Below are 22697 nucleotides of genomic sequence, written 5' to 3'. Positions count from 1 at the left end.
CGGTGAGGGCGACGCCCCTACGCCTCCCGGCGGACCTCCACGACCCGGAAGCGGCCGGCCACGAACGCGCCGTCGCACAGGGCCGCGTTCGCCGCCGGGTTGCCGCCCGAGCCGTGGAAGTCGGAGAACGCGGCGGTCTGGTTGACGTAGACCCCGCCGGTCAGGTTCAGGGAGAGCTGGGCCGCCTCCTCCAGGCAGACCTCCTCGACGGCCCGCTCGGTGTCGGCGTCGGTGGTGTACGCGCCGACCGTCATGGCGCCCTTCTCCCGGACCGTGCGGCGCAGCAGCTCGACCGCGTCCGTCACCGAGTCGACGGCGACGGCGAAGGAGACGGGGCCGAAGCACTCGCTCATGTAGGCCGCCTCGTCGTCCGGCTTGGCGCCGTCGAGCTTCACGATGACGGGGGTGCGGACCACCGCGTCCGGGAACTCCGGGTTGGTGATCTCTCGGGAGGCCAGGGCGACCTCGCCGAGGCCGGCCGCCGCCTCCAGGCGGGCCTTGACGTCCGGGTTGACGATCGCGCCGAGCAGGGCGTTCGCGCGCGCGTCGTCGCCGAGCAGGCCGTCGACCGCGCGGGCGAGGTCGGCGGTGACCTCGTCGAAGGTCCTGGGGCCCTGGTCGGTGCTGATGCCGTCCCGGGGGATCAGCAGGTTCTGCGGGGTGGTGCACATCTGGCCGCTGTACAGGGACAGCGAGAACGCCAGGTTGGACAGCATGCCCTTGTAGTCGTCCGTGGAGTGCACGATCACCGTGTTGACGCCGGCCTTCTCCGTGTAGACCTGCGCCTGGTGGGCGTTGGTCTCCAGCCAGTCGCCGAAGGACGTCGACCCGGTGTAGTCGATGATCCTGATCTCGGGGCGGGTGGCGAGGGTCTTGGCGACGCCCTCGCCGGGGCGCTCGGCGGCCAGCGCGACCAGGTTCGGGTCGAAGCCGGCTCCGGCCAGCACGTCCCGGGCGACCTGCACGGTCAGCGCGAGGGGCAGCACCGCGCGCGGGTGCGGCTTGACCAGGACCGCGTTGCCGGTGGCCAGGGAGGCGAACAGGCCCGGGTAGCCGTTCCAGGTGGGGAAGGTGTTGCAGCCGATGACCAGGCCGATGCCGCGCGGGACCGCGGTGAACCGCTTGGTGAGGGTCAACGGGTCCCGCTTGCCCTGCGGCTTGCTCCACTCCGCCGTGTCGGGCGTGCGGACCTGCTCCGCGAACGCGTACGCCACCGCCTCCAGGCCGCGGTCCTGGGCGTGCGGGCCGCCCGCCTGGAACGCCATCATGAACGCCTGACCGCTGGTGTGCATCACGGCGTGCGCGAACTCGTGCGTCCGGTCGCTGATCCGCTTGAGGATCTCCAGGCAGACCACCGCCCGCACCTCCGGGCCCGCGTCCCGCCACGCCCGCTGCCCCGCCCGCATGGCCGGCAGCAGCACGTCGATGTCCGCGTGCGGGTAGGTCACGCCCAGCTCGACGCCGTACGGCGAGACCTCGCCGCCCACCCAGTCGTCCGTGCCGGGCTGGCCGAGGTCCAGGCGGGTGCCCAGTAGGGCGTCGAAGGCGGCCTTGCCCGCCGCCGCGTCCAGGCTGCCGTGCTCGCCGTACGCCTTGGGGTGCTCGGGGTGCGGGGACCAGTACGCGCGCGTGCGGATCGTTTCCAGGGCCTGGTCGAGAGTGGGCCGGTGCTTCGCGGTCAACTCGTGCGCGGTCAGTTCGGCGGCCATGCGGGACCAACTCCTCGTCTGGAGAACTCTTCGTCGAGTTCACGACCTGGCAGAAAGAGCAGCGGGATGGGGCAGTCAGAGCTAGAGTAACCGAACGATCGGTCGGGACAAGGGGGTCCGCCGCATCTGTGGAAAACCCCGTGCGGGAGGATCGCGCACATGACAGCAATCGACCTCAGCAGCCCCGTGGCCGTCGTCGGCACCGGCACCATGGGCCAGGGAATCGCCCAGGTCGCGCTGGTCGCCGGCCATCCCGTGCGGCTGTACGACGCCGTCCCCGGGCGCGCCCGGGACGCGGCCGACGTGATCGGCGCACGCCTCGACCGGCTGGTGGCCAAGGGCCGGCTCACCGACGCCGGCCGGGACGCGGCCCGTGCCCGTCTTCGGCCCGCGGACGGCCTCACGGAGCTGGCCGACTGTGCGCTCGTCGTGGAGGCCGTCCTGGAGCGGCTCGACGTCAAACAGCGGCTCTTCGGCGAGCTGGAGGACATCGTCGCCGAGGACTGCCTGCTCGCCACCAACACCTCCTCGCTGTCGGTGACGGCCGTCGGCGGCGCCCTGCGCCACCCCGGACGCTTCGTCGGCCTGCACTTCTTCAACCCGGCGCCGCTGCTGCCGCTGGTCGAGGTGGTCTCCGGGTCCGCCACCGACGTCACGTCGGCCACGCGCGCGTACGAGACCGCCCGCGCCTGGGGCAAGACCCCGGTGGCCTGCGCGGACACCCCGGGCTTCATCGTCAACCGCATCGCCCGGCCGTTCTACGCCGAGGCGTTCGCGGTCCACGAGGCCCAGGCCGCCGACCCCGCGACCGTCGACGCGGTCCTGCGCGAGTGCGGCGGTTTCCGGATGGGCGCGTTCGAGCTGACCGACCTCATCGGCCAGGACGTCAACGAGTCCGTCACGCACTCGGTGTGGCAGTCCTTCTTCCAGGACGTGCGCTTCACCCCCTCCCTTGCCCAGCGCCGGCTGGTGGAGTCGGGCCGGCTCGGCCGCAAGAGCGGCTACGGCTGGTACGACCACGCCGAGGGCGCCGAGCGGCCCCGCCCGCACACCGCCGACCGGCAGCAGCCGCCCGCCCACGTCGTCGTCGAGGGCGGTCTGGGCCCGGCGGCCGGGCTGATCGAGCTGATCCGCGAGGCGGGCATCGAGGTCCGCGCGGAGGACGCGTACGACGGCACCCGCCTGGTGCTCCCCGGCGGCGGCCGGCTGGTCCTCGCCGACGGCCGGACCTCCGTGGAGTCCCGGGACGTCGTCCACTTCGACCTCGCCCTGGACTACCGCACGGCCACCCGCATCGCCCTCTCCGCCTCCCAGGACACCTCGCCGCAGGCCCTCGCCGAGGCCACCGGCCTGTTCCAGGCGCTCGGCAAGGAGGTCAGCGTCATCGGCGACGTGCCCGGCATGATCGTCGCCCGCACCGTCGCCCGGATCATCGACCTCGCCCACGATGCCGTCGCCAAGGGCGTGGCGACCGAGGAGGACATCGACACCGCGATGCGCCTGGGCGTCAACTACCCGCTCGGCCCCTTCGAGTGGGACCGCAGGCTCGGCTCCGGCTTCGCCTACGACATCCTGTACGAGATGCACGACCGCGACCCCTCCGGACGGTATGCGCCCTCCCTCGCGCTGTACCGCCACGCGTATGCCACCGACCAGCGGGAGGGCACCGCATGACCACGGCCAGGCGTGACACGTACACCCCCGAGACGCTGCTCGCCGTCGCCGTCCGCGTCTTCAACGAGCGCGGCTACGACGGCACCTCCATGGAGCATCTCTCCAAGGCGGCCGGGATCTCCAAGTCGTCGATCTACCACCACGTCAGCGGCAAGGAGGAGCTGCTGCGCCGCGCCGTCAGCCGCGCCCTCGACGGCCTGTTCGCCATCCTGGACGAGGAGCACGCGCGCGTGGGGCGCCCCGCCGACCGGCTGGAGCACGTCGTGCGCCGCATGGTCGAGGTGCTCATAGCCGAGCTGCCCTATGTGACGCTGCTGCTGCGCGTGCGCGGCAACACCGCCACCGAGCGGTGGGCGCTGGAGCGCCGCCGCGACTTCGACCACCGGGTCGCCGAGCTGCTCAAGGAGGGCACCGCCGAGGGGGACGTGGGCGGCGACGTGGAGGTCCGCCTGGCCACCCGGCTGGTCTTCGGGATGATCAACTCGATCGTGGAGTGGTACCGGCCGGACCCGCGGGGAGCGAGCGCCCGCGACGTGTCCGACGCCGTCGTCCGGCTGGTGTTCTCGGGGCTGCGCCGGAGCTGACCTCAGCCGTCCGGCTCCAGGTCCTCCTCCTCGAAGACCAGCAGGGTGCGGGTGCTGAGCACCTCGGGGATCGCCTGGAGCCGGGTGAGCACCAGCTCGCGCAGTGCCTTGTTGTCGGGCGTGTGCACCAGCAGCAGCACATCGAAGTCACCGCCCACCAGCGCGATGTGGGAGGCCCCGGGCAGCAGCCTGAGCTGTTCGCGGACCGTGCGCCAGGAGTTCTGGACGATCTTCAGGGTGATGTACGCCGATGTGCCGTGACCCGCGCGCTCGTGGTCCACGCGCGCGCTGAAGCCCCGGATGACCCCGTCCTCGACGAGCCGGTTGATGCGGGCGTAGGCGTTGGCGCGTGAGACGTGCACGCGTTCGGCGACGGACCGTATCGAGGCCCGGCCGTCGGCCTGGAGGATCTTCAGGATGTCCTGGTCGATGGCGTCGAGCGGACGGGCCGGCAGCAGGGCCCCCTCCTGCGGCCCGTCGGCCATTTGTTCAGGTGCCATGTCCCCCCGCTCGGTCGCCGTGGACGTCCTGGCTTCATTGCAGGCTGTGCAGAACCGTTTGTCCACAGCCTGGCGGTGCCTGTAGCCAAAATGCGCCGACGACCGAACAATCGGTTGGTGAGGCGGGTCACATCCGACACGCCTCCCGTAGCCGCTCCCACGAGGAGGTGCCGTCATGACGGTTCTGGAGCAGCGGGGCGCGTACCGGCCTTCGCCGCCGCCCGCCTGGCAGCCCCGTATGGACCCCGCGCCGCTGCTGCCCGACGCCGAGCCCTACCGCGTCCTCGGCACCGAGGCGGCCGGAAAGGCCGACCCGGACCTGCTGCGCCGGCTGTACACCCAGCTGGTGCGCGGGCGCCGCTACAACACGCAGGCCACCGCGCTGACCAAGCAGGGCCGGCTCGCCGTCTACCCGTCCACCACCGGTCAGGAGGCCTGCGAGGTCGCCGCCGCGCTGGCCCTGGAGGAGCGCGACTGGCTCTTCCCGAGCTACCGCGACACGCTCGCCGTCGTCGCCCGCGGCGTGGACCCCGTGGAGGTCCTCACCCTCCTGCGCGGCGACTGGCACAACGGCTACGACCCCCACACCCACCGGGTGGCCCCGCTCAGCACCCCGCTCGCCACCCAGCTCCCGCACGCCGTCGGCCTGGCCCACGCCGCCCGCCTCAAGGGCGACGACGTGGTGGCGCTGGCCATGGTCGGCGACGGCGGCACCAGCGAGGGCGACTTCCACGAGGCGATGAACTTCGCCGCGGTCTGGCAGGCGCCGGTCGTCTTCCTGGTGCAGAACAACGGCTTCGCCATCTCGGTTCCGCTCGCCAAGCAGACCGCCGCGCCCTCCCTGGCCCACAAGGCCGTCGGGTACGGCATGCCGGGCCGGCTGGTCGACGGCAACGACGCCGCGGCCGTGCACGAGGTCCTCAGCGACGCCGTACGGCACGCGCGCGCCGGCGGCGGTCCGACCCTGGTGGAAGCGGTGACGTACCGCATCGACGCCCACACCAACGCCGACGACGCCACCCGCTACCGCGGCGACGCCGAGGTCGAGGCCTGGCGCGCGCACGACCCGGTCCAGCTGCTGGAGCGCGAACTGACCACCCGCGGGCTGCTCGACGGGGCCGGGATCGAGGCCGCCCGGCAGGACGCCGAGACGATGGCCGCCGACCTGCGGGAACGCATGAACCGGGACCCCGGACTCCAGCCCATGGACCTCTTCGACCACGTCTATGCCGAGAGCACCGCGCAGCTGCGGGAGCAGCGCGCCCTGCTGCGGGCCGAATTGGAGGCCGAGCAGGAGCAGCACGGCACGCAGGAAGGCGACGCCCGATGACCACCGTGGCCGTCAAACCCGCCACCATGGCGCAGGCCCTCACGCGCGCGATGCGCGACGCGATGGCCGACGATCCGGCCGTGCACGTCATGGGCGAGGACGTCGGCACCCTCGGCGGTGTCTTCCGGGTCACCGACGGGCTCGCCAAGGAGTTCGGCGAGGACCGCTGCACCGACACCCCGCTCGCCGAGGCCGGCATCCTCGGCACCGCCGTCGGCATGGCCATGTACGGCCTGCGGCCGGTGGTGGAGATGCAGTTCGACGCCTTCGCCTACCCGGCGTTCGAGCAGCTGATCAGCCATGTCTCCCGGATGCGCAACCGCACCCGCGGCAGGATGCCCCTGCCGATCACCGTCCGCGTCCCGTACGGCGGCGGCATCGGCGGCGTCGAGCACCACAGCGACTCCTCCGAGGCCTACTACATGGCCACCCCGGGCCTGCACGTCGTCACACCGGCGACCGTCGCCGACGCCTACGGACTGCTGCGCCGGGCCATCGCCTCCGACGACCCGGTCGTCTTCCTGGAGCCCAAGCGGCTGTACTGGTCGAAGGACGCCTGGAATCCCGAGCAGCCCACGGACGTCGAACCCATCGGCCGGGCCGTGGTCCGACGGCCGGGCCACAGCGCCACGCTCATCACCTACGGCCCCTCGCTGCCGGTCTGCCTGGAGGCGGCCGAGGCCGCCCGGGCCGAGGGCTGGGACCTGGAGGTCGTCGACCTGCGCTCGCTGGTGCCGTTCGACGACGAGACGGTCTGCGCGGCCGTCCGGCGCACCGGACGCGCGGTCGTCGTGCACGAGGCCACCGGGTTCGGCGGGCCGGGCGGGGAGATCGCGGCCCGGATCACCGAGCGCTGCTTCCACCACCTGGAGGCGCCGGTGCTGCGCGTGGCCGGGTTCGACATCCCGTATCCGCCGCCCATGCTGGAGCGGCACCACCTGCCCGGCGTCGACCGCATCCTGGACGCCGTGGCCCGGCTGCAATGGGAGGCCGAGGGCTGATGGCTCAGGTGCTGGAATTCAGGCTGCCCGACCTCGGCGAGGGACTGACCGAGGCGGAGATCGTGCGCTGGCTGGTCCAGGTCGGTGACGTGGTCGCCGTCGACCAGCCGGTGGTCGAGGTCGAGACGGCCAAGGCGATGGTCGAGGTGCCCTGCCCCTACGCCGGCGTGGTCACCGCCCGCTTCGGCGACGAGGGTGCCGAACTGCCCGTCGGTGCCCCGCTGCTGACGGTGGCCGTGGGGGAAGCGACGGCGGAGCCCGAGGGCTCCGGAAACGTGCTGGTCGGCTACGGCACCCAGGCACCGGCGGCGCGGAGGCGCCGGGTCAGGACGGCGACGACCGCGACCGGGACGACGGGCACGGCGACGGCCGGTACGGTCACGGCCGGTACGGCGACCGGGCATGGCCAGGGCGCAGGCGCCGGCCAGGGCGCAGGCCCCGGGCCGGGCGCCGGTCCTGGGCACGGCGCCCACAACGGGCAGCCCGCAGCGCGCGGGAACGCTCCGACGGGTGTCCACGCGCGCGTGCCCACCGCGGAACCCGCACCAACCCCCGTGCCCGCAGCAACTCCCGTGCCCGCCCCGTTCCCCGCGTCCGCCGACGGGCCGGTGCCCGTGATCTCGCCCCTCGTGCGCCGGCTCGCCCGTGACAACGCGGTGGATCTGCGGCAGCTGGCCGGCTCCGGGCCGGACGGGCTCATCCTGCGCGCGGACGTCGAGGGCGTCCTGCGGGCCAAGGCCGTGCAGGCACCGGCGGCCGAGGAGACAGCCGTAGGCACGTCCGTCGCGGCCCCGGCAGGGGGCGAGGTCCGCGTCCCGCTCAAGGGAGTGCGCGGTGCCGTCGCGGACAAGCTCTCCCGCAGCCGCCGGGAGATCCCGGACGCGACCTGCTGGGTCGACGCCGACGCCACCGAGCTGCTGCACGCTCGCGCGGCGGTCAACGCGGCCGGGGGCCCGAAGCTCTCCCTCCTCGCGCTGCTCGCCCGCATCACCACGGCCGCCCTGGCCCGGTTCCCCGAGCTGAACTCCTTCGTCGACACCGACGCCCGCGAGGTCGTCCGGCTCGACCGGGTCCACCTCGGGTTCGCCGCCCAGACCGAACGCGGACTGGTCGTACCGGTCGTCCGGGACGCCCACGCGCGGAACGCCGAGTCGCTGACCGCCGAGTTCGCCCGCCTCACCGAAGCGGCCCGCGCGGGAAAGCTCACGCCCGGGGAACTCACCGGCGGCACCTTCACCCTGAACAACTACGGGGTGTTCGGCGTCGACGGATCCACCCCGATCATCAACCACCCCGAGGCGGCCATGCTCGGCGTCGGCCGCATCGTCGCCAAACCGTGGGTGCACGACGGCGAGCTGGCCGTCCGCCAGGTCGTGCAGCTCTCGCTCACCTTCGACCACCGGGTGTGCGACGGCGGCACGGCGGGCGGCTTCCTGCGGTACGTGGCGGACTGCGTGGAACAGCCGGCGGTGCTGCTGCGCACCCTGTGAGCGCGTCCCGTGCACGCACCCCGCGAAAGACGGAGCGCGCCCCGCGCGAGGTGAGCGGGCGCACGGTGTGACGTAAGCCAACGCCGGAAGGAGAAGCGGGCAGGACATACTCGGAGGGTGACCGACACCACCGCCGCCACGCCCGGGGCGTCCGCGCCGTACGACGCCGTCGTACTGGCCGGCGGCGCCGCCCGGCGGCTCGGCGGGGCCGACAAACCCGGTCTCCGGGTCGGCGGCCGTACGCTCCTCGACCGGGTGCTCGCGGCCTGCGCGGGCGCCCGGACGACCGTCGTGGTGGCCGCGCCCCGGCCCACCGCCCGGCCGGTGCGCTGGGCGCGCGAGGAGCCGTCCGGCGGCGGACCGGTCGCCGCGCTGGCGGCCGGCCTGCGGCTCGCCGCCGCCGCGCACACCGTCGTCCTCTCCGCCGACCTGCCGTTTCTTCAGGAAGCCACCGTGCTACGGCTGCTGACCGCTCTTCGGGACACCGGTGCCGACGGCGCGCTGCTCACCGACGCCGGCGGCCGAGAGCAGCCGCTCGTGGCCGCCTACCGCACCGCCGCGCTCCGCCGCGAGCTGACCGCCCTCGCCGCCACGCCCGACGGCCTCTCCGGGCTGCCCCTGCGCCGGCTGACGGGCGCCCTCCACCTCACCCGCGTCCCGGATGCGCAGGCGTCCTTCGACTGCGACACCTGGGACGACATCGCCCATGCCAGGGCACGCATCAGGGAGCATGGGCACGTGTTGGATGAATGGATCTCCGCAGTCAAGGACGAGCTGGGCATCGACCTGGACGTCGACACCGGCGCCCTGCTCGACCTGGCCCGTGACGCCGCGCACGGCGTGGCCCGGCCAGCCGCCCCGCTGACCACGTTCCTCGTCGGTTACGCCGCGGCCCAGGGACCAGGCGGCCCCGAGGCCGTCGCGGAGGCCGCCCGCAAGGCCGCCGCGCTGGCCCTGCGGTGGGCGCAGGAGAGCGACGGGGGCACGGAAGCGAACAGCGGGGGCCCGAGCGCCCCGGACGCCGGATGACCGCCCCCGGTACCCGGGCGCAGGCAGCCGCCGAGGAGAGCGACGACCTCGATGTCGAGGAGGCCCTGGCCCTCGTGAGGGAAGCCCCCCGGGAAGCCGGGGACGACAGCGAGGGCCACGCGCCCGCCCCGGCCCCGCAGCCGTCCGGCGGGCAGCCCGCCGAGCGGCACAGGGCCACGGCCTGGCCCCGGGCCCGCGAGATCGCCGCCCGCGCCGCACGCCGTCCCGCGCCGAACGGCACGGCGGCGCCCGCCGGTGCCCGCCGCACCCCCGTCTCCGTCCCGCTCGGCGACGCCCTCGGACTGGTCCTTGCCGCCCCCCTCGACGCGCTGACCGACCTGCCCTCCTTCGACACCTCCGCGATGGACGGCTGGGCGGTCGCCGGACCCGGCCCCTGGCAGGTACGGGCCGAGGGCGTGCTCGCCGGCCACGCGCAGCCCGAGCCGCTGACCGACGGCGAGGCGGTCCGCATCGCCACGGGCGCCCGCATCCCCGCCGACACGACCGCCGTCCTGCGCGCGGAGCACGGCCGTACCGACGCCCAGGGCCGCCTGCACGCCACCCGCGACATGCTCCACGGCCAGGACATCCGCCCCCGCGGCCAGGAGTGCCGCAGCGGTGACCAGCTGCTGCCCGCCGGCACCCTGGTCACCCCGGCCGTCCTGGGCCTGGCCGCCGCGGCCGGATACGACACGGTCACCGCCGTACCCCGCCCCCGGGCCGAGGTCCTCGTCCTCGGCGACGAGCTGCTGACCGGGGGACTCCCGCACGACGGTCTGATCCGGGACGCGCTCGGCCCCATGCTGCCGCCCTGGCTGCGGGCGCTCGGCGCCGAGGTCGTCGCCGTACGCCGGCTCGGGGACGACGCGCGGGCGCTCCGCAAGGCGGTCACCTCCTCCGGCGCCGACCTCATCGTCACCACGGGCGGCACCGCGGCCGGACCCGTCGACCACGTCCACCCGGTCCTGGAACGCCTCGGCGCCGAACTCCTCGTCGACGGCGTCAAGGTGCGCCCCGGCCACCCGATGCTCCTGGCCCGCACCAAGGAGAACCAGCACCTCGTCGGGTTGCCCGGCAACCCGCTCGCCGCCGTCTCCGGCCTGCTCACGCTCGCCGAGCCGCTGCTGCGCACCCTCGCCGCCCGTCCCGCCCCCGAGCCGTACACGCTGCCGCTGCGAGAGGCGGTGCACGGGCATCCGTACGACACCCGGCTCGTCCCCGTGGTGCTGCGCGGTGACCATGCCGTGCCGCTGCACTACAACGGCCCGGCCATGCTCCGCGGCATCGCCGCGGCCGACGCGCTGGCCGTCGTACCGCCGGGCGGGGCCCGGCAGGACGAGGAGGCGGAGCTGCTGGACCTGCCGTGGGCGACGGCCGGGATCGGCGTGTGTTTCACGTGAAACTTCCGGGCCGGGAGGTGCCACCCGCAGTGACGTGCTCGGACGGGCGGCGGCGCACCGGGCACCCAAGCAGTCCGGAGCGGACGCGGTCATCACCGGCGCCGACGCGGCCGGCCGGCTGCTGGGGCTCTCCGTGCTCGGTCCCGCCGCCGGCATCGTGATGGAGGACCTGATCCAGCAGGGCAGCGGCCCGGACATCGTCGAACGACCGGTCGTCCGCGGCGAGGTGGGCAGGACGCCGCGCGAGACGGACGACCTCGTGGTCAGCGTCGTCCGCGGACACCGCGTGCTCGGCTACGACGATCCGGCGCCGGCACCCTCCAGCTGACGGACCGGCTCATCTCCATCGTCCGCGTCACGCCCGGCGCCCGGCCCGCCCCGGACACCCGCCCCCTCCCACACGGGTGACGGGGCCCGCGGGGGGTAGCGTCACCCGCATGCATGCGATCACGATTCCCCAACCCGGCGGTCCCGAGGCTCTGGTGTGGGACGAGGTCCCCGATCCGGTGCCCGGCGAGGGCGAGGTGCTGGTCGAGGTGGTGGCCAGCGCCGTCAACCGCGCCGACATCATGCAACGGCAGGGCTTCTACGACCCGCCGCCCGGCGCGTCCGCTTATCCCGGCCTGGAGTGCTCCGGCCGGATCGCCGCGCTCGGCCCCGGGGTGGCCGGCTGGTCCGTCGGTGACGAGGTGTGCGCGCTGCTCGCCGGCGGCGGCTACGCCGAGAAGGTCGCCGTACCGGCCGGACAGCTGCTGCCCGTCCCCCGGGGCGTCGACCTCCGGCAGGCCGCGGCGCTGCCCGAGGTGGCCTGCACGGTCTGGTCCAACGTGTTCATGGTCGCCCATCTGCGTCCCGACGAGACGCTGCTGGTGCACGGCGGCTCCAGCGGCATCGGCACCATGGCGATCCAGCTCGCCAAGGCCCTCGGTGCCAGGGTCGCGGTGACCGCCGGCACGAAGGAGAAGCTGGACTTCTGCGGCGAGCTGGGCGCCGACGTGCTGATCAACTACCGCGAGCAGGACTTCGTCGCCGAGATCAGGGATGCCACCGACGGCGCGGGCGCCGACGTCATCCTCGACAACATGGGCGCCAAGTACCTGGACCGCAACGTCCAGGCCCTCGCCGTCAACGGGCGCCTCGCCATCATCGGTATGCAGGGCGGCACCAAGGGCGAGCTGAACATCGGCGCGCTCCTCGCGAAGCGTGCCGCGGTCAGCGCCACCTCGCTGCGCGCCCGTCCGCTGGACGAGAAGGCGACCATCGTCGCCGCCGTACGCGAACACGTGTGGCCGCTGCTCGCCGACGGTCACGTCCGCCCGGTCGTCGACCGCGAAGTGCCGATGCCGCAGGCTCCCGAGGCCCACCACCTGGTGGAGGCCAGCGGCCACATCGGCAAGGTGCTCCTGGTGGCGCCGTGACGGAAGCGGCCGGCGGACGGCTGGTGCGGGTCCCGAGCGGGGCCGGAGAACGCCCGGGGCTCCCGGGAGTCAGGCTCTGCGGAGTCTCAGGCCGAGGAGGGCCAGGGCCAGGCCCAGGCCGATGAGGACCAGGCCCGTGCCCAGCGGGAGGATCCGCAGGACCGGCTCCGTGGGGCCCTCGCCCTGCTGGACCGCCTGCCGGGCCGCGGGCCGCAGCGGGGGTCTGGCGGGGTCGAGTCCGGCTTCCTCGGGCGGCGGTGAGGCCGTCGGCGTCCCGTCCGGTACGTCCGCCGTCTCCTGCTCCTCCGCCCGCGCGGCCTCGGTGTCGGGCTCGTCGCCCTCCACCTCGGCGGCGGGCCCGTCCGGCCGGCCCGGCCGTATCCGTCCCTCACCTGCCCGGCTGCCCGCCCGGGAGGGCTCGGCGGCGAGGCGGGCGGAGACCGAGGGGCGGACCGACGCCGACGCCGAGCCGGACGGCACGGGGACGACGGCGGCCGGCAGTTCGACGGCGGGCGGGTCCGGGTCGCGCACGCCGGGTGCGGGACCGAGGGCGGCGGCGGTGGCGGGAGCGGGGAGGCCGTGACCCGGCCGGCCGTGGCCCGGGCCGTCGCCGTCGGGGCCGTCCCGGCCCGGTCGCCCGAGGCCCGGTGCCGTGGCGCCCGGCAGCACCGGCCCCCGCTGGTCCCGGTGCCCCGGAGCCGACGGGCGGACGGGGGCCCGCTCGCCGGCGTGGGCGGGCGTAGCGCCGTACGCGACGGTGGCGCCGTACGCCGCCGGCAGAGCCGCCGCCGTGAGGAAGAGCAGCAGCCGGACGCAGCGGAGCGCGAGTCGCAGGCATGGAGTCACGTCGGTGACCTCCCGGAGCCCAGGTGTCGTGACCGATGGAAACCCGACGGGGACCAGCCTCACATTCGTCGGCCGGCGGGGCATTCCGGATTGCGCCGTCAGGTCTAAACGGCGGATCAGCCACACGGGGGGGCACCACGGTGGTGAGGTGGTGGTGTGCGAGAGAATGGCGGCATGGAGATGCCGAGGAACGAACGGTCGCCGGAGAATCCCCAGATCCTCGTCGTGGGGCAGGACGGGATGGCGCTCGGTGGCGGCGGGGACGAGGACTCCCGCGAGACCCCGGTGACGGAGATGGTGGAACAGCCGGCCAAGGTGATGCGGATCGGCAGCATGATCAAGCAGCTCCTGGAGGAAGTGCGCGCGGCTCCTCTCGACGAGGCCAGCCGGGTGCGCCTGAAGGAGATCCACGCCAGCTCGGTGAAGGAGCTGGAGGACGGGCTGGCGCCGGAGCTGGTCGACGAACTGGAACGGCTCTCCCTGCCGTTCACCGACGAGGGGACCCCGAGCGACGCGGAACTGCGGATCGCGCAGGCGCAGCTGGTGGGCTGGCTGGAGGGCCTCTTCCACGGGATCCAGACGACGCTGTTCGCCCAGCAGATGGCCGCGCGGGCCCAGCTGGAGCAGATGCGCCGCGCCCTTCCGCCGGGCGTGTCCGGCCCCGACGGGCTGGGTGACGACCCGCGCGGCGGCGCCCACACGGGCGGACCGTACCTGTAGGCACCCGACCCGGCCACGAGGTCACGGGTCATGACATCCGAAGGGCCCGGCGGACACCCGCCGGGCCCTCACCGCGTCCGGTTCGGCCTCACCGCGCCCGGTAGGGCGTCACTGCGGCGGATTGCCCGTCGACACGCTCAGGTCGATGGTGCCCACGTCGTGGGGGTCGACATCGGTGCCATGGTCGGGGAACTGCTTGAGCACGGTCCCCTCGCCCCAGGTGTCGTCGTCCTCGTGGTCGATGCTCCACTTCCAGCCCGCGGCCTGGAGGCACTGCTTCACGGAGCCGATGTCCTTGTACCGGAAGTCGGGCATCTCGACCTTCTTGGGGTCGGTGTACGACTCCTGCGGCTCGGTGCACTCCGACTTGTCGATCTGCCGCGTGGTGTCCGGCCCGCGGTAACCGGTCCGGTGCGAGGCGGACGCCGAGGCGCTCGAACCGCCGGTCACATCCTTGATGTCGTCGCCGGCGTTCTTCAGCGTGAGGGCGACGATCAGTCCGGCGACCGCGACGGCCGCCACCGTGACCGAGCCGATCACCAGCGGCCTGCGGCGCTTGCCCCGCCCGGCACCGGCAGGGTGCGGGGCGGTCTGCGGCCCGACCGTGTACGGCGGCGGGGTCGGGGCGCTCTGCGGGCCGTAGCCCACCGGGGGCGTCTGGTAGCCGCCCTGCTGGGGGTAGCCGTAGGCCGGGGCGGGCGCCGGCCGGCCGTACGGGTTGTGGGCCGGGTCCGGGGTGTGCGGGTACGGCGTCTGCACCGGCCCGTGCGGCGCCGGGGCCGACCGGTCGACCGGCGGGAACACCGCGGAGGCGACGCCCGCGCCGCTCCGGGCCGGCCCGGCGCCCGGCACGATGCTCGGCGGGGCCGCCTGGAGGGAGGCGGCGACGCGCAGGCACTCGTCCCGCATGGACTCGGCGGTCGGGAAACGCTCGTTCGGGTTCTTCCTCAGCGCGCGGGCGACCAGCGCGTCCACGGCCGGCGGCAGCGCGCGGTTGACCGAGGAGGGCGCCACCGGCTCCTCCTGCACATGCGCGTACGCGATGGCCAGCGGCGAGTCCGCGTCGAACGGCAGCCGCCCGGTCACCAGCTGGAACAGCATGATGCCGACCGAGTACAGGTCGGAGCGGGCATCCACACCGCGGCCGAGGGCCTGCTCGGGCGAGAGGTACTGCGGGGTGCCGACGACCATGCCGGTCTGGGTCATCGAGGTGACGCCGGACTGCATGGCGCGGGCGATGCCGAAGTCCATGACCTTGACCACGCCGCGCTTGGTCATCATCACGTTGCCCGGCTTGATGTCGCGGTGGACGAGCCCCTTCTCGTGGCTGATCTCCAGTGCGGCGAGCACGTCGGCGGTGAGCTTCAGGGCCTTGTCGGCGGGCATCGCGCCGTACTGCCGGATGTCCTCGGCCAGGACCGAGCCCAGCGGACGGCCCTCGACGTACTCCATGACGATGTACGGCGTCGCCATGCCGCTCAGCTCGTCCTCGCCCGTGTCGAACACGGAGACGATGTTGGTGTGGGTGAGCTTGGCCACGGCCTGGGCCTCGCGGCGGAACCGCTCGCGGAAGGCCTGCTCCCGGCCGAGTTCGGTGTGCAGCGTCTTGATGGCCACCTGGCGGTCCAGCACGGCGTCGTACGCGAGGTGCACCGAGGCCATGCCGCCCTCACCCAGCAGGTCGCGCAGCTGGTAGCGGCCCCCGGCCAGCGCCTGCCCCGCGTACCGGCCGTGGCCGTGTGCGCCGTCCTGGCTCATCTCTCCGCGTCCCCCACCGGCCCCGGCGCCGTCACCGGCGAGGCCTTGATCGAATGGCTCATTCCCGGCCAAGTCTGCCCCAGGGCACGGGCACGTCAAGCTCGGTGCCCGTTCCGTGACCGTACGCGCAAGAAGCGTCGCGCAAGCGTTACCGGTGTCGTACGGCAGGCACACGGAATTTGCACGACAGCGCGTGCTAAAGGTTTCATGACCGGTCCGTCGCGGACCCGTCCCGGTTGCGGTTCCGGACCGGTGGCCCCCGCGGAGGCTGTAGCGTGGCCGACGGAGACCGTGACAACACCGCGCGCACCGCGGGCAGAAACGACGGCGAGGACTGATGGCACAGCAGCAGCGCTCTCAGGGCCCGTCCGACCCCGAGGCGACTGGCGGCGGCATGTCGGACTCGCCGGAGATGTGGGGCAACGGAGGGCTCGTCGGCGACGGCCGGTACCGGCTCACGCACCGGCTGGGCCGGGGCGGCATGGCCGAGGTGTTCGCGGCGGAGGACGTCCGCCTGGGCCGTACCGTCGCGGTCAAACTGCTCCGCGCGGATCTGGCCGAGGACCCGGTCTCCAAGGCCCGCTTCACCCGTGAGGCCCAGTCGGTCGCCGGCCTCAACCACCACGCGATCGTCGCCGTGTACGACTCCGGCGAGGACAGCGTGGGCGGCCAGTCCGTGCCGTACATCGTCATGGAGCTGGTCGAGGGCCGCACCATCCGCGACCTGCTGCTGAACGCCGAGGCGCCGGGCCCCGAGCAGGCACTGATCATCGTCTCCGGGGTGCTGGAGGCGCTCGCCTACTCGCACCAGCACGGCATCGTGCACCGTGACATCAAGCCGGCGAATGTCATCATCACCCACAGCGGTGCCGTCAAGGTGATGGACTTCGGCATCGCCCGCGCCCTGCACGGCGCGTCCACGACGATGACGCAGACCGGCATGGTCATGGGCACCCCGCAGTACCTCTCCCCGGAGCAGGCGCTCGGCAAGGCCGTCGACCACCGCTCCGACCTGTACGCCACCGGCTGCCTGCTGTACGAACTGCTCTCGCTCAGACCCCCGTTCACCGGTGAGACCCCCCTGTCGGTGGTCTACCAGCACGTCCAGGACATTCCGGTGCCGCCGTCGCAGGTCGCGGACGGGACGTGCCCGCCGGAGCTGGACGGCCTGGTCATGCGCTCCCTCGCCAAGGATCCCGACGACCGGTTCCAGACGGCCGAGGAGATGCGCGGCCTGGTGCAGTACGGCCTCCAGATGCTGTACGAGCAGGGCGGCCACACCGGCACGTGGAACACCGGCGCGGTGGCGGCGCACGACGGCCGGCACACCCCGGGCGGCGGCTTCGCCGGCACGACCGTGATGCCGCACCCGATGGACGCCTCGGGCACCGCGCAGATCCCGCAGCCGATCCTGCCGACGGGCTACGGCAGCGGCGACGACGGGGGTTTCGAGGGGCACGGCAACAAGGGCAGCGGACGCGGCAAGATGTGGATCCTCGCCGTCCTCGCGGTCGTCGCGATCGCGGCGGGCGTGGCGCTGGCGCTGAAGGGCGGCGGTGGCGGCGGGGGCGGCGGTACGGGCACCGACACCAAGCCGTCGAGCACGCACTCCAAGAGCACCAAGCACGAGAAGCCCTCCGCGAGCCCGTCCGACGAGGACACCGGCCGGCCCTCGGACCCGTCCACGCACTCCGGGTCGGACACCGGGACGGGTACCGGCAACGGCTGGCCGCCGGCGTCCACGCCGTCGTACACCCCGTCGCAGCCGACCGGGTCCACGCCGAGCGACGAGCCGTCGGATCCGCAGACCTCGCAGTCCCCGCCCGCCGACCCGACGAACGGCGGCACGGACGCCGGCACCACCGTCGGGGGCACGGACACCGGCACCACCGTCGGGGGCGCGGACGCGGGCACCGGTGACGGCGGTACCACCGCGGGCACCACGACGGACGGCAGCACGGCCGACACCACCGGTTGAAGGACACCCCCGGCGACCGGGACGGCGGTCCCCGGGGTCTGACCCCGTTCCCGGCCCGCCGCCCGGCTCACCGCACGAACGCGTCGCACACGGCGTCGTACTCGCGGGTCCACCACACCGCGAGCGCCGACGCGGCCGGGAACTGGCAGTCCGCGCGCGTGTCGCCGCGTTCGTAGTGCCAGCGCAGCATCCAGAAGTCGTTCAGCCGTTCCCACCACACCCGGTGCGCGGCCGCGGCGAGCTCCGCGGACGGGGCACCGGCCGCGCGCCGGTACGCGCGCGCGTAGGCACGCACTTTCGGCAGGTCCAGCGTCCCGCCGGGGCCGACGAAGAAGATCACCGCGGCGCGTACGGCCTCCTCCGCGCGCGGCTGCACGCCGAGCCGGTCCCAGTCCACGATGGCCGCCGGGGCGTCGTCCTTGTAGAGCAGGTTGAACGGGTGGAAGTCGCCGTGCACCCAGCCCACCGAGCCGCCGCGCGGCGGGCGCCGGCCGGCGTGCTGCTCCAGGAGGGCGCGGCGTTCCAGCAGCCGGTGCCGGGCCAGCTCGTCGAAGGCGTCGGCGGGGCGGTGCCGGCGTACGTGGCCGAGCAGGGTGTCGATGAGGGCGAAGGTGTCGGCCGGGTCGGCGCTCCGTACGGGATGGGGGCCGGTCGCCGGGCGCGTGCGCCCCTTGGGCGGCATGACGCGCTCCAGACAGGCGTGCACGGCCCCCAGGAGGGCCCCCAGGCGTGCGCTCTGCCCGCGCGTGAGCTGGCCGCCGTGGCGGTGCCTGCCGTCGATCCAGGGGTGCAGGGCGTAGGCGTGGCCGCCGACGACGGCGACCGTACGGCCCTCGCGGTGGGCGAGCGGCGGGGCGACCGGGACGCCGAGGTCGGCCAGGCGCTGCGTGGCCCGGTGCCGGCGTTCGATGGCGGCCGGGTCGGCGGTGTCCGGGTCGAAATGATGCTTGAGGAAATAACGGCCGCGCGTGGTGCACAGCCGGTAGCCGCGGTTGAGCAGCCCCTGGTCGACCGGCTCACAGGCGAGGGCGGTGCCCGCGCCGTACAGGCGCAGCAGGGGGCCCAGAGGGGGCGCGTGGGACATGAGGGGTGGTACACATGAGCGCGGCACGCGGCAGATGGTAGGGCACGCACAGGCCCTGTGAGCTGCGCGTTGTCACAGTCAGTCATCGATGGTCGCTTTCGGTCACACGAGGTGATTTTCCGTCGGCCAGCGGGCGCCCGGCGCCCCGCCCGGTGGCCGCCGGCCGCGCGTGGCGACGGACGAGGGCCGGACCGTCACGGGAGATATCCCGACTTGTCCCTCTTCGTGTGCGAGGTCAGTCTCACATACGACTCTTCCCGTGACCTGGGTGCGCGGGATAACGTGCGGGTGCTCCGGACTGCCGCAAGGCTGTGACCAGCACGCTTTCCCGTTCCCTCGATTTACTTGGAAATCCAAGCAAAATCGCAGGTCAAAGGGGGTTTCACAGAAATGTGAAGCACTGGGTAACGTGTTGGTCGCAGGGCGCTCGCCGGGGCACCTGTCACGCCTGTTCCCGGTCGAGTGGCACCCACCCCGTGCCCGGTGGTCGGAACAGGTGAGCCGCACTGGCCTACCGGCAACCCCGGGGGCCGGAACGACGGAGGAGCACACGTGACCGTGGAGAGCAGTGCCGCGCGCAAGCCGCGACGCACCGCCGCAGGCAAGGCCGGCACGTCCGGCGACACGACCGGAGCCACCGGCACCAAGCGCACCACCCGCAGCACCGCCGGGAAGGGCACCGGCCCCGAACTGGTGCAGCTCCTGACCCCCGAGGGCAAGCGGGTCAAGAACGCCGAGTACGACGCCTACGTCGCCGGCATCACCCCCGACGAGCTGCGCGGCCTGTACCGCGACATGGTGCTCACCCGTCGCTTCGACGCCGAGGCCACCGCCTTGCAGCGCCAGGGCGAGCTGGGCCTGTGGGCCTCCCTGCTGGGCCAGGAGGCCGCCCAGATCGGCTCCGGCCGGGCCACCCGGGAGGACGACTACGTCTTCCCGACCTACCGCGAGCACGGCGTCGCCTGGTGCCGCGGTGTCGACCCGGCCAACCTGCTCGGCATGTTCCGCGGCGTGAACAACGGCGGCTGGGACCCGAACAGCAACAACTTCCACCTGTACACGATCGTCATCGGCTCCCAGACGCTGCACGCCACCGGCTACGCGATGGGCATCGCCAAGGACGGCGCGGACTCGGCGGTCATCGCCTACTTCGGCGACGGCGCCTCCAGCCAGGGCGACGTGGCCGAATCGTTCACCTTCTCCGCGGTCTACAACGCCCCCGTGGTGTTCTTCTGCCAGAACAACCAGTGGGCGATCTCCGAGCCGACCGAGCGCCAGACCCGTGTCCCGCTCTACCAGCGCGCCCAGGGCTACGGCTTCCCCGGCGTCCGCGTCGACGGCAACGACGTGCTGGCCTGCCTCGCGGTCACCAAGTGGGCGCTGGAGCGCGCCCGCAACGGCGAGGGCCCGACCCTGGTCGAGGCGTACACGTACCGCATGGGCGCCCACACCACCTCCGACGACCCCACCCGGTACCGGGGCGACGAGGAGCGGCTGGCCTGGGAGGCCAAGGACCCGATTCTGCGCCTGCGCCGCTACCTGGAGGCCTCGAACCACACGGACGAGGGATTCTTCGCGGAACTCGAGGCCGAGTCCGAGACGTTGGGCAGACGAGTGCGCGAAGCGGTCCGCGCCATGCCCGACCCGGACCACTTCGCCATCTTCGAGAACGCGTACGCGGACGGGCACGCGCTCGTCGACGAGGAGCGCGCCCAGTTCGCCGCCTACCAGGCGTCGTTCGCGGAAGAAGGGGGTCACTGACATGGCCGAGAAGATGGCGATGGCCAAGGCCATCAACGAGTCGCTGCGCCGCGCCCTGGACGCCGACCCCAAGGTCCTCGTCATGGGTGAGGACGTCGGCAAGCTCGGCGGTGTCTTCCGTGTGACGGACGGCCTCCAGAAGGACTTCGGCGAGAGCCGGGTCATCGACACCCCGCTCGCCGAGTCCGGCATCGTCGGCACCGCGATCGGCCTCGCCCTGCGCGGCTACCGCCCGGTGGTGGAGATCCAGTTCGACGGCTTCGTCTTCCCGGCCTACGACCAGATCGTCACCCAGCTCGCCAAGATGCACGCCCGCTCGCTGGGCAAGGTCAAGCTGCCGGTCGTCATCCGCATCCCCTACGGCGGCGGCATCGGCGCGGTCGAGCACCACTCCGAGTCCCCGGAGGCCCTGTTCGCGCACGTGGCGGGCCTGAAGGTGGTCAGCCCGTCCAACTCCTCCGACGCGTACTGGATGATGCAGCAGGCCATCCAGAGCGACGACCCGGTGATCTACTTCGAGCCCAAGCGGCGCTACTGGGACAAGGGCGAGGTCGACCCCGAGGCGATCCCGGCCCCCCTGCACAAGGCCCGCGTGGTCCGCGAGGGCACGGATCTCACCCTGGCCGCCTACGGCCCGATGGTGAAGCTGTGCCAGGAGGCTGCGGACGCGGCGGCCGAGGAGGGCAAGTCCCTGGAGGTCCTGGACCTGCGCTCGATCAGCCCCCTCGACTTCGACGCCGTCCAGGCCTCGGTGGAGAAGACCCGCCGTCTCGTGGTCGTCCACGAGGCACCGGTGTTCTTCGGCTCCGGCGCGGAGATCGCCGCGAGGATCACCGAGCGCTGCTTCTACCACCTGGAGGCACCCGTCCTGCGGGTCGGCGGCTACCACGCCCCGTACCCGCCGGCCCGCCTGGAGGAGGAGTACCTGCCCGACCTGGACCGCGTGCTCGACGCCGTCGACCGCTCGCTGGCGTACTGAGGAGAGGGTCGTGACGACGATGACGGAAGCGTCCGTACGCGAGTTCAAGATGCCCGACGTGGGCGAGGGACTCACCGAGGCCGAGATCCTCAAGTGGTACGTCCAGCCGGGTGACACGGTCACCGACGGCCAGGTGGTCTGCGAGGTCGAGACCGCCAAGGCGGCGGTGGAACTCCCCATCCCCTACGACGGCGTGGTCCGGGCACTGCACTTCCCCGAGGGCACCACGGTGGACGTGGGCACGTCCATCATCGCGGTGGCCGTGGCGGGCGCGGCCGCGCCCGAGGCCCCGGCCGCACCGGCCCGGGCGGTGCCCGAGCAGCCGAAGGACGAGCCGAAGCCGGAGGGCCGCCAGCCGGTCCTGGTCGGCTACGGCGTGGCCACCTCCTCCACCAAGCGCCGCCCGCGCAAGGGCCCCGAGGTCACCGTTCCGGCGGCGGCCCCGGCGGCGCAGGTGGCGCAGGCGGAGCTGAACGGCCACGGCGCGGTCGCTGACCGGACCCGTCCGCTGGCCAAGCCCCCGGTCCGCAAGCTCGCCAAGGACCTGGGCGTCGACCTCGCCACCATCACCCCCTCCGGCCCGGACGGCGTCATCACGCGCGAGGACGTCCACGCGGCGGTCACCCCGCGCACCGCCGAACCGGCGGCACCGGCGGCACCGGCGGCACCGGCGGCATCGGCCGCGACGGCTCCCGCGGCGCCCCCGGCGCCCGTGGCGTCGTACGACACCGCGCGCGAGACCCGCGTCCCGGTCAAGGGCGTCCGCAAGGCGACCGCGCAGGCGATGGTCGGCTCGGCGTTCACGGCGCCGCACGTCACCGAGTTCGTGACGGTGGACGTGACGCGCACGATGAAGCTGGTGGAGGAGCTGAAGCACGACAAGGAGATGCAGGGCCTGCGGGTGAATCCGCTGCTGCTGATCGCCAAGGCCCTGCTGGTCGCGATCAAGCGCAATCCCGACGTCAACGCGTCCTGGGACGAGGCCGGCCAGGAGATCGTGCGCAAGCACTACGTCAACCTGGGCATCGCGGCGGCCACCCCTCGTGGGCTGATCGTCCCGAACATCAAGGACGCCCACGACAAGACGCTCCCGCAGCTGGCGCAGGCGCTGGGCGAACTGGTGACGACGGCCCGCGAGGGCAAGACCTCGCCCGCCGCCATGCAGGGCGGCACGGTGACCATCACCAACGTCGGCGTGTTCGGCGTCGACACCGGCACGCCGATCCTCAACCCGGGTGAGTCGGCGATCCTCGCGGTCGGCGCGATCAAGCTCCAGCCGTGGGTCCACAAGGGCAAGGTCAAGCCCCGCCAGGTCACCACGCTGGCCCTGAGCTTCGACCACCGCCTGGTGGACGGGGAGCTGGGCTCCAAGGTGCTGGCGGACATCGCGGCCGTGCTGGAGCAGCCGAAGCGGCTGATCACTTGGGCGTGAGGGC

General features: G+C 73.4%; 18 protein-coding genes and 1 pseudogene. 14 read left to right on the top strand and 5 right to left on the bottom strand.

The window, feature by feature from the left end; all coding sequences use genetic code 11:
• Nucleotides 1-17 precede the first annotated feature (17 nt).
• Nucleotides 18-1709, bottom strand: coding sequence for a phenylacetic acid degradation protein PaaN (gene paaN, locus ABZ117_RS09660; RefSeq protein ID WP_356819012.1), 1692 nt, complete (start codon nucleotides 1707-1709; stop codon nucleotides 18-20).
• A gap of 159 nt (nucleotides 1710-1868) precedes the next feature.
• On the opposite strand from paaN, the gene ABZ117_RS09655 reads away from it, so the two are divergent.
• Both ABZ117_RS09655 and ABZ117_RS09650 read left to right on the top strand, forming a co-directional pair.
• A complete protein-coding gene (locus tag ABZ117_RS09655; RefSeq protein ID WP_356819010.1) occupies nucleotides 1869-3383 on the top strand; it encodes a 3-hydroxyacyl-CoA dehydrogenase in 1515 nt (504 codons plus the stop codon).
• The gene (locus tag ABZ117_RS09650; protein ID WP_356819008.1) at nucleotides 3380-3967 is read left to right on the top strand and encodes a TetR/AcrR family transcriptional regulator; all 588 of its coding nucleotides are present in this window, start codon (nucleotides 3380-3382) and stop codon (nucleotides 3965-3967) included. The genes ABZ117_RS09655 and ABZ117_RS09650 overlap by 4 nt, the downstream gene beginning before the upstream one ends.
• 2 nt (nucleotides 3968-3969) lie before the next feature.
• Here ABZ117_RS09650 and ABZ117_RS09645 read toward each other — a convergent pair whose 3' ends face one another.
• Nucleotides 3970-4467 carry an Lrp/AsnC family transcriptional regulator gene (locus ABZ117_RS09645; protein WP_356819006.1) on the bottom strand — a complete coding sequence of 166 codons (498 nt, stop codon included), beginning with the start codon at nucleotides 4465-4467 and terminating at the stop codon, nucleotides 3970-3972.
• A 175-nt stretch (nucleotides 4468-4642) separates the two neighbouring features.
• On the opposite strand from ABZ117_RS09645, the gene pdhA (ABZ117_RS09640) reads away from it, so the two are divergent.
• The 7 genes and pseudogenes from pdhA (ABZ117_RS09640) (at nucleotide 4643) to ABZ117_RS09610 (ending at nucleotide 12135) form a co-directional block, all read left to right on the top strand.
• A complete protein-coding gene (gene pdhA, locus ABZ117_RS09640; RefSeq protein WP_356819004.1) occupies nucleotides 4643-5797 on the top strand; it encodes a pyruvate dehydrogenase (acetyl-transferring) E1 component subunit alpha in 1155 nt (384 codons plus the stop codon).
• Nucleotides 5794-6798, top strand: coding sequence for an alpha-ketoacid dehydrogenase subunit beta (locus tag ABZ117_RS09635; protein ID WP_356819002.1), 1005 nt, complete (start codon nucleotides 5794-5796; stop codon nucleotides 6796-6798). The genes pdhA (ABZ117_RS09640) and ABZ117_RS09635 overlap by 4 nt, the downstream gene beginning before the upstream one ends.
• Nucleotides 6798-8288 carry a dihydrolipoamide acetyltransferase family protein gene (locus tag ABZ117_RS09630; protein WP_356819001.1) on the top strand — a complete coding sequence of 497 codons (1491 nt, stop codon included), beginning with the start codon at nucleotides 6798-6800 and terminating at the stop codon, nucleotides 8286-8288. Before ABZ117_RS09635 ends, ABZ117_RS09630 begins: the two co-directional genes overlap by 1 nt.
• Before the next feature lie 117 nt (nucleotides 8289-8405).
• Nucleotides 8406-9317, top strand: coding sequence for an NTP transferase domain-containing protein (locus tag ABZ117_RS09625; protein ID WP_356818999.1), 912 nt, complete (start codon nucleotides 8406-8408; stop codon nucleotides 9315-9317).
• Nucleotides 9314-10717, top strand: coding sequence for a molybdopterin molybdotransferase MoeA (locus ABZ117_RS09620; RefSeq protein ID WP_356818998.1), 1404 nt, complete (start codon nucleotides 9314-9316; stop codon nucleotides 10715-10717). The genes ABZ117_RS09625 and ABZ117_RS09620 overlap by 4 nt, the downstream gene beginning before the upstream one ends.
• 61 nt (nucleotides 10718-10778) lie before the next feature.
• Nucleotides 10779-11125 (top strand): annotated as a pseudogene (locus tag ABZ117_RS09615) (Ion channel protein); the annotation flags it as partial.
• Nucleotides 11126-11154: 29 nt separating this feature from the next.
• A complete protein-coding gene (locus ABZ117_RS09610) occupies nucleotides 11155-12135 on the top strand; it encodes an NAD(P)H-quinone oxidoreductase (RefSeq protein WP_356818996.1) in 981 nt (326 codons plus the stop codon).
• A 69-nt stretch (nucleotides 12136-12204) separates the two neighbouring features.
• On the opposite strand, the gene ABZ117_RS09605 is transcribed toward ABZ117_RS09610, so the two are convergent.
• Nucleotides 12205-12981: a hypothetical protein gene (locus ABZ117_RS09605; protein ID WP_356818995.1), complete on the bottom strand. Its 777-nt coding sequence runs from the start codon at nucleotides 12979-12981 to the stop codon at nucleotides 12205-12207.
• A gap of 174 nt (nucleotides 12982-13155) precedes the next feature.
• Between ABZ117_RS09605 and ABZ117_RS09600 the strand changes: the two genes are divergently transcribed.
• Complete coding sequence (locus ABZ117_RS09600) at nucleotides 13156-13701, top strand: bacterial proteasome activator family protein (protein ID WP_356818993.1); 546 nt, start codon at nucleotides 13156-13158, stop codon at nucleotides 13699-13701.
• Between the two features lie 108 nt (nucleotides 13702-13809).
• On the opposite strand, the gene ABZ117_RS09595 is transcribed toward ABZ117_RS09600, so the two are convergent.
• On the bottom strand, nucleotides 13810-15459 hold the full coding sequence (locus tag ABZ117_RS09595; RefSeq protein ID WP_356818991.1) for a protein kinase: 1650 nt from the start codon (nucleotides 15457-15459) through the stop codon (nucleotides 13810-13812).
• A gap of 337 nt (nucleotides 15460-15796) precedes the next feature.
• Between ABZ117_RS09595 and ABZ117_RS09590 the strand changes: the two genes are divergently transcribed.
• Nucleotides 15797-17437: a protein kinase gene (locus ABZ117_RS09590; RefSeq protein WP_356818990.1), complete on the top strand. Its 1641-nt coding sequence runs from the start codon at nucleotides 15797-15799 to the stop codon at nucleotides 17435-17437.
• A 67-nt stretch (nucleotides 17438-17504) separates the two neighbouring features.
• On the opposite strand, the gene ABZ117_RS09585 is transcribed toward ABZ117_RS09590, so the two are convergent.
• On the bottom strand, nucleotides 17505-18521 hold the full coding sequence (locus tag ABZ117_RS09585; RefSeq protein ID WP_356818988.1) for a phosphotransferase: 1017 nt from the start codon (nucleotides 18519-18521) through the stop codon (nucleotides 17505-17507).
• 552 nt (nucleotides 18522-19073) lie between these two features.
• On the opposite strand from ABZ117_RS09585, the gene pdhA (ABZ117_RS09580) reads away from it, so the two are divergent.
• Genes pdhA (ABZ117_RS09580) through ABZ117_RS09570 form a run of 3 tightly spaced genes read left to right on the top strand, consistent with a single transcriptional unit; the run spans nucleotide 19074 to nucleotide 22693 of the window.
• Nucleotides 19074-20282 carry a pyruvate dehydrogenase (acetyl-transferring) E1 component subunit alpha gene (gene pdhA / locus ABZ117_RS09580; protein ID WP_356818987.1) on the top strand — a complete coding sequence of 403 codons (1209 nt, stop codon included), beginning with the start codon at nucleotides 19074-19076 and terminating at the stop codon, nucleotides 20280-20282.
• A gap of 1 nt (nucleotide 20283) precedes the next feature.
• Nucleotides 20284-21261 carry an alpha-ketoacid dehydrogenase subunit beta gene (locus tag ABZ117_RS09575; RefSeq protein WP_356818985.1) on the top strand — a complete coding sequence of 326 codons (978 nt, stop codon included), beginning with the start codon at nucleotides 20284-20286 and terminating at the stop codon, nucleotides 21259-21261.
• A gap of 10 nt (nucleotides 21262-21271) precedes the next feature.
• Entirely contained in the window at nucleotides 21272-22693 is a 1422-nt protein-coding gene (locus tag ABZ117_RS09570; protein ID WP_356818983.1) for a dihydrolipoamide acetyltransferase family protein, read from the top strand.
• The last annotated feature ends 4 nt before the right edge of the window (nucleotides 22694-22697 follow it).

Source organism: Streptomyces sp. NPDC006309, assembly GCF_040613095.1.
GTDB lineage: Bacteria > Actinomycetota > Actinomycetes > Streptomycetales > Streptomycetaceae > Streptomyces.
This window is presented reverse-complemented; position numbering and strand designations above follow the sequence as displayed.